The 14,979-nt window shown below is 39.8% G+C and carries 14 protein-coding genes; 10 read left to right on the top strand and 4 right to left on the bottom strand.

Annotation, left to right across the window (positions count from 1 at the left end):
• Positions 1–230 (bottom strand): hypothetical protein (locus VFM80_RS05600; RefSeq protein ID WP_395070397.1); only part of this gene is annotated, 230 nt, incomplete at its 3' end.
• Between the two features lie 77 nt (positions 231–307).
• Between VFM80_RS05600 and VFM80_RS05595 the strand changes: the two genes are divergently transcribed.
• Both VFM80_RS05595 and VFM80_RS05590 read left to right on the top strand, forming a co-directional pair.
• Positions 308–784 (top strand): DUF411 domain-containing protein, encoded by a 477-nt coding sequence (locus VFM80_RS05595; protein ID WP_395070395.1) that lies wholly within the window; start codon positions 308–310, stop codon positions 782–784.
• Between the two features lie 175 nt (positions 785–959).
• The gene (locus VFM80_RS05590; RefSeq protein ID WP_395070393.1) at positions 960–1,166 is read left to right on the top strand and encodes a hypothetical protein; all 207 of its coding nucleotides are present in this window, start codon (positions 960–962) and stop codon (positions 1,164–1,166) included.
• 45 nt (positions 1,167–1,211) lie between these two features.
• Here the strand turns inward: VFM80_RS05590 and VFM80_RS05585 are convergent, their stop codons facing one another.
• Positions 1,212–2,048, bottom strand: a complete 837-nt coding sequence (locus VFM80_RS05585) for an SDR family oxidoreductase (RefSeq protein WP_395070391.1) — start codon at positions 2,046–2,048, stop codon at positions 1,212–1,214.
• 92 nt (positions 2,049–2,140) lie between these two features.
• Between VFM80_RS05585 and VFM80_RS05580 the strand changes: the two genes are divergently transcribed.
• The 3 genes from VFM80_RS05580 to VFM80_RS05570 all read left to right on the top strand — a co-directional run bounded on the left by VFM80_RS05580 (position 2,141) and on the right by VFM80_RS05570 (position 4,209).
• A complete protein-coding gene (locus tag VFM80_RS05580; RefSeq protein ID WP_395070389.1) occupies positions 2,141–2,512 on the top strand; it encodes a co-chaperone GroES in 372 nt (123 codons plus the stop codon).
• Positions 2,513–3,166, top strand: coding sequence for a YitT family protein (locus tag VFM80_RS05575; protein ID WP_395070387.1), 654 nt, complete (start codon positions 2,513–2,515; stop codon positions 3,164–3,166).
• Between the two features lie 128 nt (positions 3,167–3,294).
• On the top strand, positions 3,295–4,209 hold the full coding sequence (locus tag VFM80_RS05570; RefSeq protein WP_395070385.1) for an MBL fold metallo-hydrolase: 915 nt from the start codon (positions 3,295–3,297) through the stop codon (positions 4,207–4,209).
• A gap of 216 nt (positions 4,210–4,425) precedes the next feature.
• Here the strand turns inward: VFM80_RS05570 and VFM80_RS05565 are convergent, their stop codons facing one another.
• On the bottom strand, positions 4,426–8,940 hold the full coding sequence (locus tag VFM80_RS05565) for a translocation/assembly module TamB domain-containing protein (RefSeq protein WP_395070383.1): 4,515 nt from the start codon (positions 8,938–8,940) through the stop codon (positions 4,426–4,428).
• Position 8,941: 1 nt separating this feature from the next.
• Entirely contained in the window at positions 8,942–10,903 is a 1,962-nt protein-coding gene (locus VFM80_RS05560) for a BamA/OMP85 family outer membrane protein (protein ID WP_395070381.1), read from the bottom strand.
• 108 nt (positions 10,904–11,011) lie between these two features.
• Here VFM80_RS05560 and VFM80_RS05555 point away from each other — a divergent pair, with 108 nt between their 5' ends.
• The 5 genes from VFM80_RS05555 (at position 11,012) to VFM80_RS05535 (ending at position 14,926) form a co-directional block, all read left to right on the top strand.
• On the top strand, positions 11,012–12,289 hold the full coding sequence (locus VFM80_RS05555) for a M14 family metallopeptidase (protein ID WP_395070379.1): 1,278 nt from the start codon (positions 11,012–11,014) through the stop codon (positions 12,287–12,289).
• A 45-nt stretch (positions 12,290–12,334) separates the two neighbouring features.
• Positions 12,335–12,793 carry a hypothetical protein gene (locus VFM80_RS05550; protein ID WP_395070377.1) on the top strand — a complete coding sequence of 153 codons (459 nt, stop codon included), beginning with the start codon at positions 12,335–12,337 and terminating at the stop codon, positions 12,791–12,793.
• An 84-nt stretch (positions 12,794–12,877) separates the two neighbouring features.
• The gene (locus VFM80_RS05545) at positions 12,878–13,798 is read left to right on the top strand and encodes a cation diffusion facilitator family transporter (RefSeq protein ID WP_395070375.1); all 921 of its coding nucleotides are present in this window, start codon (positions 12,878–12,880) and stop codon (positions 13,796–13,798) included.
• Between the two features lie 103 nt (positions 13,799–13,901).
• Positions 13,902–14,477 carry an SCO family protein gene (locus VFM80_RS05540; protein WP_395070373.1) on the top strand — a complete coding sequence of 192 codons (576 nt, stop codon included), beginning with the start codon at positions 13,902–13,904 and terminating at the stop codon, positions 14,475–14,477.
• On the top strand, positions 14,474–14,926 hold the full coding sequence (locus VFM80_RS05535; RefSeq protein ID WP_395070371.1) for a copper chaperone PCu(A)C: 453 nt from the start codon (positions 14,474–14,476) through the stop codon (positions 14,924–14,926). Before VFM80_RS05540 ends, VFM80_RS05535 begins: the two co-directional genes overlap by 4 nt.
• Positions 14,927–14,979: the final 53 nt, after the last annotated feature.

Genomic DNA, 14,979 nt, shown 5'->3' with positions numbered 1-14,979 from the left:
GAGGATAAGGAATCTTTCTTTGGACCAAATAACACCCCGTTTATACTAAAAACAGCAGGCATAAATCGGTCTTTATCTTCTAAATGATAAAAGCTCAGGTCCAGATAGGTTCCCTCAGATATGCTTTTATGTTCCTCTATGCTGGACGAAGCTATTTTCTTATAATCACCGTTATTATTTGAGCATGAGACAAAAGCCATACACATAATTAAGATCTTAACAATTTTCATGCCTCATAATAAAACAAAATTCCTATAAGAAGGTTATCTTAAAGAAGATTCGATCATTTTAAAACCAAATTATTGATATGAGTAACAAGAAAATTCTTATTTATGGGCTATTATTTACAGCCGGTGTAGCTGTGTTTTTATTCTGGCCGGGTAATTCTGCAAGCAATATGCTGTCCAATAAAACGGAAGTGGTGATGTATAAAAATGCCGGTTGTCAGTGCTGTACTAAATGGGGAGATCACATGCATGAAGGTGATTTTGCCGTTGAAGAAGTTCCCGTACCCGTTTTGATGCAGGTTAAAAGAGATAACGGAATTTCCCGTGAATTGGCTTCTTGTCATACAGCCATTGTTGATGGCTATGTAGTAGAAGGCCATGTCCCGAGAGCAGATGTAGAAAGACTTCTTAGAGAAAAACCTGATGCAATTGGACTTGCCGTGCCGGGAATGCCAATCGGCTCACCGGGAATGGAAACACCGGGCCGCACACCCGATAGTTATGATGTGCTTCTGGTTAATAGAGATGGCTCTACAAGCGTATTCTCTTCTTATTGATCAGATACTGAAACTCAATTTCGAAAAGGCTCATTCTTTACTGAATGAGCCTTTTTTTGTTAAAGAACAGGCTAATTATTTGATAATTCTAATCTTCCGGCTATTGTATGTTTTCAGGAAACAAATTATTGTAATCTGGGTTTTATGTAAATAAATACAAACAATCTACAGAACTATGAAAGATAAAATAGGTAAGATTCTGACAGTAGTGGGATTATTAGGGGTTATGTTTTATGGGTATCAGTATTATGAAAACTCAAATACATTTGAAGCATTCGGTGCTGATTTTGCTATTAGCACAGGTGATTACACTCCTATCATTATTTCTGCCGTGGTGATGGTTTCAGGAATAGTAATTTCCAGGCTTAACATTAAAAAATAATTTCATTTGGAGCGTAGGTTATATCTGTGCTTTTTTTAGCCAAAATTATAAGCCACAGAGCTTTTCGCTTATTTCCCAGAGTTCTTTAGCTGCTGCTTCATCTCGGGCAGTTTTACTTGGGCTAGCTGCTTTTTTATTTTTGAAATAAGCTCCATTCACTTCTTTCACCTCATCTGAACTGGCAAGATAAATGGATGTTTCAGCTCCTTTTTTCGGAGAGATGAAAAAAAGCTTACCAATGGTAAATAACGTTTTCATGATCCAGCTTCCGCTTTGGGCAAAATTGGATGACACCACTCCGGGGTGTAAACTATTAGCGGTCACGTTGGTATTTTTGAGGCGGCGGGCAAGCTCTTTGGTAAACATGATGTTGAATAACTTGGAGTTACCATAGGCTTTCCAGGGACTGAAATTTTCTTCGAGCTGAATGTTCTCAGGATCAAACTCTCCGGCGCGATGGGCTTCCGATGCCACACTTACAATACGCCCGCTGTCTGCAGCTTTGATTTGATCGAGCAGCAAGTTAGTGAACAAGAAATACCCAATGTGATTTACGGCAAAGGTCATTTCCAATCCATCCACGGTTTCTACTTTTTCGGAAGCCAGAAAGCCATGGTTATTGATAAGTACATCAATTTTATCGTAGTTCTTTTTTATTACTTCAGTCGCTTTTCTGATCTCAGACTGGATGGCAAAATCGCATAATACAATATTAATTCCGGGGTTCGATGTTTCTTCAAAGATCTGCTTTTTGGCCGCCTCAGCTTTGTCCTCATTTCGGCAAACCATAACAATGTAAGCGCCTTTATCAGCAAGGGCTTTAGCTGTTTGAAATCCAATTCCGGAATTGGCTCCGGTTATAATGCACAATTTATTATTCATACGATTTGCTGTTAGATTTAAAGCATTCTGATCTATAGAAACGGTTTACCAAAGCATCAAATTCCTTATCTTTAAGAAAAATAGAAGAACTGATGATACAAGAATATTTGAACTCAATTGAGAAATTTGTTGTCGTAGGTGATCGGGTACTGATCAAACCGCGCGACATGGAAACTCACACCCGAAGCGGATTGGTTTTGCCTGCATCTGTAAAAGAAAAGGAAGAGATACAGAGCGGATATATTGTTAAGACCGGCCCGGGTTACCCTATCCCCAATACCGATATTGAGGAAACATGGAAAGGAAGTACCGATACAAAGTACATAGGTATGCAGGCATTGGAAGGTGACTTGGCTATCTTTCTCAAAAAGCAGGCCTATGAAATTGAATTTGAAAATGAAAAATATCTGATCGTCCCGCATGCAGCTGTTTTGCTGCTGATCAGGGACGAACAAACTACTTAGATGGAAAATATTTCTACTCCAGAGGAAAAGAAAAATCACGAAAAAACACAACCTGAACCTGCTAAACATAGTATTTTTGATGATGTGCAGGGCATTATCATCGGTTCGCTTTTGGCATCTTTTGGGATCGCGATTTTTTCCCATATGAATTTTCTGATCGGTGGAACAGCCGGTGTCTCATTTTTGGTCCAGTACAGTACTGATCTTAGTTTTGGCCCTGTCTTCTTTGTTATAAACCTTCCGTTCTATGTTTTAGCGGTAAAAAAGCTTGGCTGGGAATTTACTATCAAAACCTTCCTGGCTGTTTTTGGGGTGTCTTTTCTTACAGAGGTGATCCCGATTATATTTGAGTTTGGGGAGATCAACCCTTGGTTTGCAGCCATATTAGGAGGTTTTCTGATCGGTAGTGGCTTACTTATGCTCTTCAGGCATAAAGCAAGTTTGGGGGGATTGAACATACTCTCCATTTACGTACAGGAATACTTTCAGATCAGTGCCGGGAAATTCCAGATGGTTGCAGATACCCTGATCATACTGGCTGCTTTTTTAGTGGTGGATTGGAAGGCATTGGCATTTTCAGTGCTTGCTGCTTTCGCATTAAATATTATTTTGGCTATCAACCACAAACCCGGCCGCTATCACGGAATGAGTTGATCCTGTTTTTATTGCTGAGATGTAAGATTTTCGATCCGGCAGTTTTCTAAGAAAATTATTGGGAATGAATGCTTGAAATTTTTTCGTTAATTCCAGCATGAATTTCTTAATAACAAAATGATCAACCTATGAATCGCCGTCAGTTTTTATTCAGATCTGCTTTAATGGGAGCCGCTGCAACACTTCCGGTATCTAAACTTTTTGCGCTTGGACAAGAAAGCCCATTCAAAATCCTTAGAAGGAATGTGGGTACATTTACAAGCCGTGGAGGAACCATTGGCTGGCTGGTGAATGAAGGAGGAATCGTCGTGGTTGACTCCCAGTTTCCGGAGTCTGCCGGAAATTGTATTTCAGGATTGGAAGAAATGCGAGAGGTTGCTTTTGATATGCTCATCAATACCCATCATCATGGAGATCATACGGCCGGAAATCCGGTTTTCAAGGAGAAGGTGGGACGGATCGTAGCCCATAAAAACGTTCCGGATCTGCAGCGTGCAGCAGCTGAAGGAAGAGGACAAGAAGCCTTGGATTCCCAGGTTTATCCTGATACAACATATGAGGAATCCTGGAGTGAAGATGTGGGTGATGAAACGATTCACCTGACTCATTATGGTCCTGCGCACACAGGTGGAGATACGGTGGTATACTTTGAAAAAGCGAATGTAGCCCATATGGGAGACCTGATATTTAATCGAGCCCATCCTTTTATTGATCGTGCTTCAGGTGCTAACATTTCGAACTGGATCATTACATTGAATAAAACGGCAGAAGAATTGCCGGCTGATACCATGTATATTTTTGGCCATGGAAATACCGATTACGGGATCACTGGTACCAAAGAAGACCTGGCTGTAAAAGTTGACTTTTTTGAAGCCTTGCTCGATTATACTCAACGGGGAATAGATTCAGGAAAGCCTGTTAATGAACTCTCTGATATAGAAACTCTGTCCGGTTTTGAGGAATTTAAAGCTCCGGGTTGGAATCTCCCGCTCAGCGCAAACATCGAAGTAGCCTATGCCGAACTCACAGAAGACAATGGATGAAACAGTTAAAAATAAAGCAAAAGAATCCGATCAAAAGGCAGTGCGAAGGTGCCTGTTTTGTGGTCAACAGGCGGAGTTGATTTGGGTTCATGGCCATGGGCAATGTGCCGCATGCGGTATCAACGTAGAAGAATGTTGCCGTGGTGAAATTTGTGGCTGAGAATAAAATAAGTATTCTCTTTTAGATTATTTATAACACCTTGCAAAAACCGACTTTTAGTAATCGTACTGCCAGCGCAGGTCAATTCCTTGTTGGTTATCATCTCCCTGTGTAATAATTAAGTCCAGGTTTTCTTTGAGAAGATATTCAAGTATAAACATGGTTTTAGGATTGGTACCACTAATTTCATTTACAATAGCAAAGAAAGTCCGGCGGTTTAAATACCACCCTGTTTTAATGGAAGTACCGGTGTGAGTACCTGATCTTGTAGTTTCGATTTGCACAACATCAATTCCCAATTCCTGAGTTGCCAGCGTCTCAACTTCATCCAGTAAAACTCCTACCAATAAGTCGCTTGGTGATGAGCCGCCGCCGCTTATCAATTGTTGCCAGGATTCTAAAGCATAACACGGCTTATTAAATAAGGTATAACAGATAATATCCTGCTGCTCCATTTGCGGTTCACTTTCAAATCGAAACTGAGGGTCGGAAGCATTTCCTTCAATAATGTAAAAAAGGATAATTGGATCACCTTGTTTTTGAGATGTCTGAGGGATGTAGCTCGTCTTAATGTAAATATCGGGTTTATCGATGGGGCCACTGAATGTGAATCTTCCTTCCTCGAGTGAGAATTGCTTACCAAGGGGACGTACATATCCTCTTTCGGCATTTAGGGTTCCAAATAATTGAAGTTCCCCAGCAGATTGTTTCTGCGCATCAAGCTCACCTGTTAACTCAACTTCCATGTCAAGATAGCGCCTGTTCCGTATTAGGAAATTACGTTCTATTACGAATCGCATATCAATGGCTAATGAGTCATAAGGACTGAATGTGGAAATATCTTCATCTTCCAATTCCACTGTTTCAACTGATTTCTCTCCAAAATCCTGCAAATAGACAAAGCCATTTTTTATGGTAAGAACACCTGAAGCTTTAGGCTGTGTAGGCGGGCCTGTTAACTTGCTGTCGAGGTCTATAGTTAAATTGTAATCAGAGGTGTTTGCGAGCTTGAAACGACTTGCCCTTGCATTGATATTAAGTTCGGTTGGAGTAATACCTTCCAACTCAATAGAGCCATTAGCAGTAAAACTCCCGCTGCCACTAGTCATTTTAAAATTGTTAAGTAGCAGCCCGGATTCAGAGAATTGTAGTTCTGAATTTATTTCTGTTAAGGTTATCCCTGCAATGGGCACTGCCACCTGTGCATTATTGAGTTTTAGAAAACCTCTAGGAACAAGTTTTTCTTTAGTACCTGATACATTCACATCAGCATTTAAACTTCCCCGGAGCCTGCTCAAATATTGTTTATCCAAAAAGTCATTAAATACAGAAAGGTTGAAATTATCTGTCAGCAGATTAAACCTAAGAGAGTCTGTATCATCAGGCATATTAATTTCAAAAGTACGGAAGTCCACTGAAACAGGAATTTTAGCATCAATAGAAGCGGCTTGTTGTCCCTGGGCATTTATTTCTGCAAGGGCTGTTAATTTCTTATCTAAATGATGATAATTAAATTTTGCGAAAGCGGAATCGATACTAATGCCGGAAAGTGTTGGTTCACTCAAATTGAAGATGCCTTCAAAGTTAGGTTCACCGGCTGTACCTGATAACTGTCCGTTAAAACTTAGAATCCCACTGGTCTGTGTGATCTCAAATGAGTTCAGAATATTTTCAAATTCATTCAGATCTAAAGGATTTATAACCAATGTTCCACTTACTGATTCTTCAAAGAACGTTTGTTCTAAAGTAGTGGGGGGTTCTGGGATAAAAGGAATGTCAATTTGTCCAGCTATTTTTTCTTCCCCATCTATAGTAACAGAGAGATTCCCCTCTAAGCGCTGTGAAATAACATCGAAGTTGAGGTTTATCAGGTCAACTTCAGAGTCTTTATATAAGAGATTTGATATACTTAAAGAGCCGTTTCCTGAAAAGGAAGAGGGAGCATTGTCAATTTCTAAATTTCCGGAAAGTATGCCCTCCACAAAACGCTCATCAAAAATAATGTTTTGGATTACTCCGAAATCAAAATCACGACCCTGAGCCCAAACCTGTTGTCTTAAAGAATCAGCATAGGGAATGGAAATATTTAGGAAAGTACCTTCATCAGAGCGAAGTTTTAAGGTGTCTGTCCGAATCGAAGAATTATCGTAGATGAGATTAAAAGGAGATTGAAGGCTAAGTAATCGGGCTGGAGTTTGAAATTTAAAGGTATTCCAGTTTAGTTCAGTTCTTAGGGTTTGAAGATTCAGAGCATAACTACCCAACTGGGAAAGATTCCCGGCTTCTTCACTGTCTATATCAAGATCGAAATTTCCGGAAAGGGAATCATTTGTTGCTATACCAACAGTTTTGAATTGCAAATCTTGTAAGGTGATATTGTTAAAGGTGGGCTGATCTATATTCAGGGAAAGATCATAACCATACTCTTCCCGGATAGAAATTTTAGTGTTCCCTTCAATTGAATTTGCTGCGAATAAGGTATCATAATGAATATCATGCAGCTGAATATTACCATCAAAGAGCAACTCTCCTTCAGTGATCTCGGAAATATTTCCTGTTATCCTTCCGGGAGCGTTAAAAACTTCTGCACCAACTAAAGGGGCAAATGGCTGCAGGTTTTTGATCTCCATGTCGAGGGCAAAATCATTTTCCGGGTCACTTCGGTCAGCTAAATTTCTTCTTCCTGAAAAACTGCCTTCAATGATTTCACTTTGTAATGTTCCATTTTCCAGCGTTAGAATGTAATCCTGTAAAGCCACATTGAATTCCAATAAGTCGAAGGAAGCACCATTTACATAGCTGGAGTCAATCACTAAGTTTGCATTGGTGTGGATCTTCTCAGGTTCAAAATACCTCCCTTCTCCATTGGCAGCCATATTAATAGAAGTAGAAAAGTCCTCAAATCCGGGCAGTTCACCCAGATCAAATTCAGAGGTTGAAAGCTTATATGTATATGATGGCTGCTCATTGAGAAAGTTTGAGACTATTGTAGAGAAGTTGATCTTATTATCGATCAGCTGAACAAATCCATCGGTTTTAAGTGAATCAGAACTGATGCTTCCGGTTACATTCAGGTCAGATATGTTTTGGTTACCTACTCTAATAGTATCTTTTACGAAAACGGGCTTTTCACCAAAAAAGGGATTGCTTCCACTTCTAAATTGAGGCAAAGCAACTTTATACAAGGAGAAGTTCCAAGGTTTTTCTGAAAGGGTGAATCCCTCACCTTCGGCAGAAGCCTGAAAGCTTACTTCACCATTCAATTCCGGATTATTTGTCCACCACCCAAGATTGATATCTGAAAATCGTGCCTTGACTTGCCAGTCAGGATCTTCGCTAAAAAGGTTTTCTATGTCGGGGTTCAGGACAATAGTATCGGCACCGTCGCTAAGCTGAATATTAGCCATCAAAGTTTGTTCTTTTAGGGTGCCACTCCCAAAAAGGATCTCAAAATAATATTCTTCAAACCTTATATCGCTAAACGTAAACCCCCAGGTAATATCAGTTGCAGAAAGTTTCTGATCTAAGTGTCCTTCAAGGGAGACCTGAAAATCTTTGATTTCTGCATCAACCGAATCTTTAGTAAAGTAGGCTATGTCTAAATTACGTCCGGTCATGCCAAACTTATTAAGACTTAGGGTGTCGGAGATCGTAAAATTAGAGACGACCAAGAGTTCATCAAATCCCTTTCCTTCTCCCTGAACTTCAAGATTCAAGGAGTCTAAATTCCCATCAGCTTTAAGTGTTAACTGAAGTTCTTCGTCAGGCAGCTCGGAATCGAGGTAGGGCTGAATATCTTTAAATGATAAAGGCAAAGCATTGGCTTCTGCGGATAAAGTAGAATCCTGAAGGTTTGAAAAACCATTTGCCTTTAAAAGTGAGCGACTAGTTTCAATGACCAATTGATTTAAAGTAATGATGTTGTTTTTATAATCGACAGACGTTTTCACAGAAACAGGCTCAGGAAGCCGGCCTTCAGCTATCTGAAATGATAAGGAAGAAAGCGATGCAGAGATCTCATCAGATACACTAAAACTTGCGCTTGCGGTCAATTGATTAACAGACAGGGTTGTATCAGGCAAATAAGTGGGGGAATAGATCGAAATCGAACCATTATCAATTTTAAAACGCTGAATATTGATGCTGAAAGCGGACTCGCTGGAATCTTCTTTTACCAGATCCTGAACGTTAAAGTGATTTTCTTCAGTTTCATTTAGGTATGCATTAAAGCCGGAGAGGGAGATTTCAGTAGCTTCAAAAGAACTACTAAGCAAGCTCCAGATATTAAACCTGATATTTAAGGAATCTGCGTCTAAAAGTGTGTCTTTCTGAACTACACTGATATCATGAAAAGTGAAATCATTCCAAAGGTCACCCTCTATTTCATCAATAGAGACCGTTGCGTTAAGGCTATTATTTACAATAGAAATTATCTGGGTTTTAGCAATGCCATGTATCCATGATGTTTTTAATGAGAGTCTTAAAGCAGTAAGGAGTATAGCAAGTGAAAGTACTAGCCACCCGAAGATCTTAAGTAGTCGTATGGCGATATGTGATCTATTTTCACTCATGTTAAAATGCCTGTCCTATACTGAAGTGAATACCCCATCGATCCCATGCATTTCCATAATTTTGACCCTGATAGATTTGAAGATCCTGGTTAGTTGGATTTAGTTTGTATGCCAGATCGATCCGCACGGGCCCGATCGGGGATTGATATCTAAGCCCGCCCCCAACTCCAAATTGGATCGGAGAAGCTCCTATATCCATGAAATTGTTCCATACTTGCCCACCATCCAGGAAAGTGGCAACGCCAAATCCTTTAACAAGCTGGTTAAGCTGAAACCTAAGTTCGGTGTTAAAACTTAGGGTTGCGCGCCCTCCTATTGGAACATATCGTGAAAACTCCCCATTATTATTCAAAATTGCCCGTTTAGGCCCTAACTCCTGTCTGTTCCATCCGCGAACTGAGTTAGTACCCCCATTGTATATTCGAATATCAGATGGGAGGGAGTCCTGTTTGGAAAAATATATTCCGGATAAATTAAGTCGTTTTGCAAATATGATCTTATCAGTAATGGGAGAGAATTTCCGAATATCCATTCCAAATTTTTGAAAACTGAAGGTAGACATACCGAACAAACCTGAAACTTCCCAAAACGGTTGAAATGACCACCCTTTCCCACCACGAGCTAACCCTTTTGAGTAAAAGGCATTAAAATTAAACGAAGAAACATTATAAGCCTGAATGCTGTCTGGTAAAGATTCCTGTGAGCTTATAGTAGATTCATTATTCAGGGTATATTCATAAGAGAATGTACCGGTGAGGTTAGAATTATATTGATAAACAAAGCTGTTTAGCATCCCCAGCCGGAAAATTTCATATGAAGGCTCAAGCTGGTGATTTATAAAAGGTGATGAAACAAAAGAGGTTTTAGTATTAAATACATATGGAAATAGGTAATTAACTCCTAAGCGTTGCTCAATTGCAGAAGCGTTACCGGAAATATTAAAACGTTCGCCGCGGTTACGCACATTCCTGTGAGTCCAGCTTGCCTGACCTCTAAAAAGTTTATAAGCATCAGCCCAGCCGTCTTCAATGCGAGTTAAATTACCAATACCTACACTTAGTTGAATTGATCTTAAGGTAGATTCTCTAACCCGCACTTTTATGTTAATAAGGGAGTCATGGGGCTGCTCCGGAATGGAAATAAGTGCAAAACGAAGCATGTGATGGCTAAATACTTCTCTTTGAGCTTCTCTAAGCTTTTCGTCGCTAAAAAATTCATTCTCCTTTATACCGGTTTCTCTTACGATATATCTGGGGGATAAATTCTCCTCACCCTCAACAATCACAGAATCGAAACGGGCACGAGGGCCGGGATTGCTTCTTAATATAATCTGAGCCGTTTTTTTTGCGCTGTCAACATGAGCTTGCACTTCACTGCTTGCATAAGGATAACCGAGGTTTCGTAAAGCTCCAATTATATTGGCTTCTACCTCAGGTTCGGTCACCGGTTCATAACGTTGACCTTCACGATAGGGAAGCCGTTGCATAATGGTATTAAATCTTTCGTTATTATATATAAGGATGCTGTCTTGTGGTGAAGTAGTTATCTCAAAACGAACATCATCAATTCGTATGGGGATATTTTCAACGATCTCAAAAACGACTACTTTCCTCCATTCCTTAGACAAGTCTTCAATCCTGTAATTTACAATTACATCATTAAAGCCTCGCCGCTGATAAAAACGCTCAATTCTAATAACATCACGCCTCACTTCATTTTCATTAAGGATCATACCCGATTTTTTCCAAAACATCATCTTTTGTAAAAGTGAGGGTTGTTCATTGGAAATGATGTTCCGAATTACCAGATCTTCAAATGTTTTGTTACCCTCAATTTTTACATTCCATACCCTGCTCGGTTCCGTTTCTTCAAAGTCTTGGGCAGAAACTGATAATACAGGAATACTGAATAAGCCTGTGAATAAGAAAAAAAGTATTTGCTGCTTAAAATTGGTAGTAATCAAAGGGGTAGTATATCTTAATGGATAATAAGTATAACTGAATGTTTGTTATCTTGGAAACCGTTGTTTTAAAACAGGCCCAAAACTTGCTCTTAAATAAAAATTCCTTTTATGTATAGATTAATTTGGTTTGTGATTTGTTTTTTTTGCCTTACTTCGTGTAAAAGCAGTAAAGAGTTTACAGGCTTCTCCTATGATCCTGTTGATGTCACTAACACAAACGACAAAGAATTGGATCCTCAACCTAAACGTATTATTGGGGCTGATTCACCCAAAGTATGGGTCAGTAATGAATTTGATGGTGCACGTGCCAATGATTTTTATGCCTTAAATGATTCAACGTTTGAAGTATACATAGCTCCTGAAAATGCTCCCATTAATAATAGTCCGTGGTACGCTTTTAAAATTTGGAGTGATACTGTCAGGATGGCTAAAATACAACTTAATTATCGGGATGCCACACATAGGTATGTTCCTAAATTACTAAGCTGGGTTCAAGCGGACAGCAGCTGGGAAGAGCAATGGGAATTAGAAGTTGAATATGACTCAACCAACGGTACGGCAACTTTTGATGTCTTGTTAGCTAATGACCCCATTATTATAAGCGGACAACCGCTGCATACTTCTTCAAAACTAAAAAAAACACTGTGGGACCGGGAAATTATAGGCCATGGTTTTGTGAAGGTGAGGGAAGCAGGTTTATCCAAACTTGGAAGGCCAATTTGGGAACTTGATATTACAGAGGTCGCTGAAGACCAAAAAGCTCCGGTATTAACTCTAGTTGGCAGGCAGCATCCGCCTGAAGTTACGGGGTATCTGGCATCTCTCATTTTTCTGGAAGAGCTGACTTCAGACAGCGAATTAGCAAAGAAATTCAGGCAAACGTTTGTGGTAAAAGCTTTTCCGATGATAAATCCTGATGGAGTGGATCTGGGCCACTGGCGGCATAATGCCGGAGGAGTTGACCTGAATCGTGATTGGAGCAATTTTAATCAGCCTGAGACACGTGTAATTCGGGATGCTCTTTCATGGATGAAGAATCATGACTTGCGCAGAATGTTTTATGCCATAGATTTCCATTCCACAAATGAAAATCTTTTTTATCCGATCAACCAGGAAGTCAAAACAACCCCTGATGATTTTACACAAAAGTGGGTAGGCCGGATCATTGAAAACAATCCTGAAACGGAATTTAGGATTGAAGAGTTTGATACCTCCTCACCCATAGCAAAAAACTGGTTTTATAATACTTTTGGGATCGATGCTATTACTTATGAAGTTGACGACAGCATTGATCCTGAACAGCTTGATTCGGTATCACGGTCAGCAGCAAATTTATTAATGGAGTTATTATTAGAAGAATGGGAGAAAAGTATTCTTGAAAACTAACCCGGGGTTGCTCATATTATGCCAAAATAAGTCAATACTAAAGTTATGAAAGGATCAGAAATTTTATTGGAAGGCATCCAGAACTGGAAGTTGCGATTAATACTCAGTGCCTTATTGTGTATAATGGGTCTGGCAGCACTTGTCAGTATGGCGTTGGGACAATTTGTGGATCTTACCGTAATGGATAAGACTATTGTAAGTATTGCAATTTTTATGGTTGGAACACCCGCCTACCTTATAGTGAGTAACCTGGGGAAAGTTGACCAGTATACAATTGCAGGCTTTTTGAATGAAAGCTTAAAAGAAATTCAGGGAGATGCTGAAGTCTTGGTTAAAAAAGAAGATGAGCTGGATGAAAAAGAAAAAAACCGGCGGGAGCAATTAGAGGAGTTCTTTACGGAAAATCCATTGTATAACTACCTTCCAGATAAACCGGTAAAACAAGCTTATGTACTTTTTGTGCTATCATTAGCCGGAAGTTTTAGCATTTGGTTTGTGGGTTAAAAACGTCATTTTATTTCTGTTCAAGTTACGAATGTGTCGTATTTTACATCTGTACTAATCATTGAGTGATAATTCAACACATAAATGGGTCATAATCACCACCATCATCCAGATGTAGACGATTCCTCGATATGGAAACTTTGGGTTTCCATATTTTTGAATCTGGCAATTACGCTTGCACAGGTAATTGGAGGGATCATTGCCAATAGCCTGGCACTGCTTTCCGATGCTGTCCATAACTTCAACGACTCCATGTCGCTGGTAACAACGTTGGTTACCAAAAAGATCGCAAAGAAAGGGGCAAGTTCATCTAAAACCTTCGGATATAAAAGAGCAGAGATCATAGGAGCTTTTGTCAATCTTATCACGCTGGTGATCGTTGCCTTGTTCCTGATCAAAGAAGGGGTGGAGCGGTTCTTAGAACCTCAGCCTATTGATGGATTAACGATGTTCTGGGTAGCGATAATAGGTCTGGCTGCTAACTTAATAACGGCTGCGCTGCTATGGAAGAGTTCAGATGAAGACTTAAATATGCGCAGTGCTTTTATTCATATTTTATCGGATGCGTTGTCTTCGGTTGGGGTGATCATTGGCGGATGGCTGATCATTAAATATCAATGGTACATCGTTGATACCATTCTAACTATAGTGATCGGTTTTTATATACTCTGGCATTGCTATAATATGTTAAGGGAGGCCATCAACATTTTAATGGAATCTAAACCCGAAAATATCAATATAAACGAGCTCGTGAGATCTATGAATGGTGTAGACAAAGTTTGTGATGTGCATCATCTGCATGTATGGCGGCTTGATGAAAACAATACGCTTCTTGAAAGCCATATTGTGATCGAAAAGGAAGACTTGGATGAAATGGAGTCGATCAAATCATCTATAAAGAAGCTGCTTCATGATGAGTTTGAGATCTACCACAGCACCCTGGAATTTGAGTTTGAGCCCTGTGATGATCATAAGCATGAAGTTGTGCACCAACATCAGCATTAAAAACAGTTGCCGAACTTCCGATATAGAAAAATCTTGATTGAACGTATTGATTTCCAGAACGGTAATTTCACTGAACCATAATTCGCTGCCTTATATTCAAACCATGAAAAATTTAATACTGCTTTTATTGCCATTATTCATTATCAGCTGTGGCAATCATCCGGAAGTGATCGATGATCTGGGAGATGCCTCGTTTGAGTTGCTGAATCAGGACAGCGTAGCCGTTACTTTTCCTGATGATTTTCAGGGTAAATATGTTGTGATGGGGTTCATCTACACGAATTGCCCTGATATTTGCTCGCTGATCACTCAGAACCTGATGCAAATTCAGCAAGAGATGAATTATCCGGATGATGTTCACTTTATTGCAGCTACTTTTGATCCTGAGAGGGACACGCCTTCCGTTCTGAAAAAATATGGAGAAGCATTTGGGGTAGACAGGAACTTCACTTTTCTAACCGGTGATTCTGCTGAGGTTTTTACAATGATGGACAGTGTTCGGGTTCGCAGTCAGATATCCATGACCCAAACTACTGATGATGGCCGGGAACTGTATTTCATCAATCATTCGGATAAGATCATGGTACTTGATAAACAATCACGCATTATTTTTGAATACGGAGGCAGTCAGCCTATGATCCCAAATATCGTTATTGAAGACCTGAATAAAGTACGATGAAAGCTTTTAGATATCTTTTAGCCATAACCGTTTTCCCATTATTACTCTCATGTGAAGCAGAGCAAAAGGATGGAAATTCCGAAGCTGAACTAAATATACCGGGATCGGAAAGCAGAGTTCGCCCGGCTGCAGCGAGAGGAACGAGTGCGGCTTACTTGGTTTATACTAATTCACTGGAAATGGCAGATACGTTGCGTTCCGTTAACAGCCCGGTTGCAGGGTTAGTTCAGGTTCATGAAGCCTATGAAACGGAAGAAGGCATGATGGGGATGAGGCAGCAAAAGGAGTTGGTAGTTCAACCTGGAGAGAGCATTAGCTTTAAAAAAGGAGGGCTACATATTATGCTGATGGATCTAAATAAAGATCTAAAAGAAGGAGATTCGGTAAGGGTTGAGTTAGAGTTTTCCCAGGCAGGACAAATATCCAGGATGCTGCCGGTTCAACTATAAAACTTACACAAAATAAAAAAGGCTGCCGGAAACCCGACAGCCTTTTATCACTT

The organism is Gracilimonas sp. (assembly GCF_035704785.1).
Taxonomy (GTDB): Bacteria; Bacteroidota; Rhodothermia; order Balneolales; family Balneolaceae; genus Gracilimonas.
The sequence above is the reverse complement of the archived record's forward strand: the minus strand, read 5'-3'. Positions and strand labels throughout refer to the sequence as shown.

Coding starts and splice junctions, on each gene's coding strand:
- VFM80_RS05595 (WP_395070395.1), top strand. CDS start 308: ATGAGTAACAAGAAAATTCTTATTTATGGGCTATTATTTACAGCCGGT.
- VFM80_RS05555 (WP_395070379.1), top strand. CDS start 11,012: ATGTATAGATTAATTTGGTTTGTGATTTGTTTTTTTTGCCTTACTTCG.
- VFM80_RS05570 (WP_395070385.1), top strand. CDS start 3,295: ATGAATCGCCGTCAGTTTTTATTCAGATCTGCTTTAATGGGAGCCGCT.
- VFM80_RS05565 (WP_395070383.1), bottom strand. CDS start 8,940: ATGAGTGAAAATAGATCACATATCGCCATACGACTACTTAAGATCTTC.
- VFM80_RS05550 (WP_395070377.1), top strand. CDS start 12,335: ATGAAAGGATCAGAAATTTTATTGGAAGGCATCCAGAACTGGAAGTTG.
- VFM80_RS05545 (WP_395070375.1), top strand. CDS start 12,878: ATGGGTCATAATCACCACCATCATCCAGATGTAGACGATTCCTCGATA.
- VFM80_RS05585 (WP_395070391.1), bottom strand. CDS start 2,048: ATGAATAATAAATTGTGCATTATAACCGGAGCCAATTCCGGAATTGGA.
- VFM80_RS05575 (WP_395070387.1), top strand. CDS start 2,513: ATGGAAAATATTTCTACTCCAGAGGAAAAGAAAAATCACGAAAAAACA.
- VFM80_RS05540 (WP_395070373.1), top strand. CDS start 13,902: ATGAAAAATTTAATACTGCTTTTATTGCCATTATTCATTATCAGCTGT.
- VFM80_RS05580 (WP_395070389.1), top strand. CDS start 2,141: ATGATACAAGAATATTTGAACTCAATTGAGAAATTTGTTGTCGTAGGT.
- VFM80_RS05590 (WP_395070393.1), top strand. CDS start 960: ATGAAAGATAAAATAGGTAAGATTCTGACAGTAGTGGGATTATTAGGG.
- VFM80_RS05535 (WP_395070371.1), top strand. CDS start 14,474: ATGAAAGCTTTTAGATATCTTTTAGCCATAACCGTTTTCCCATTATTA.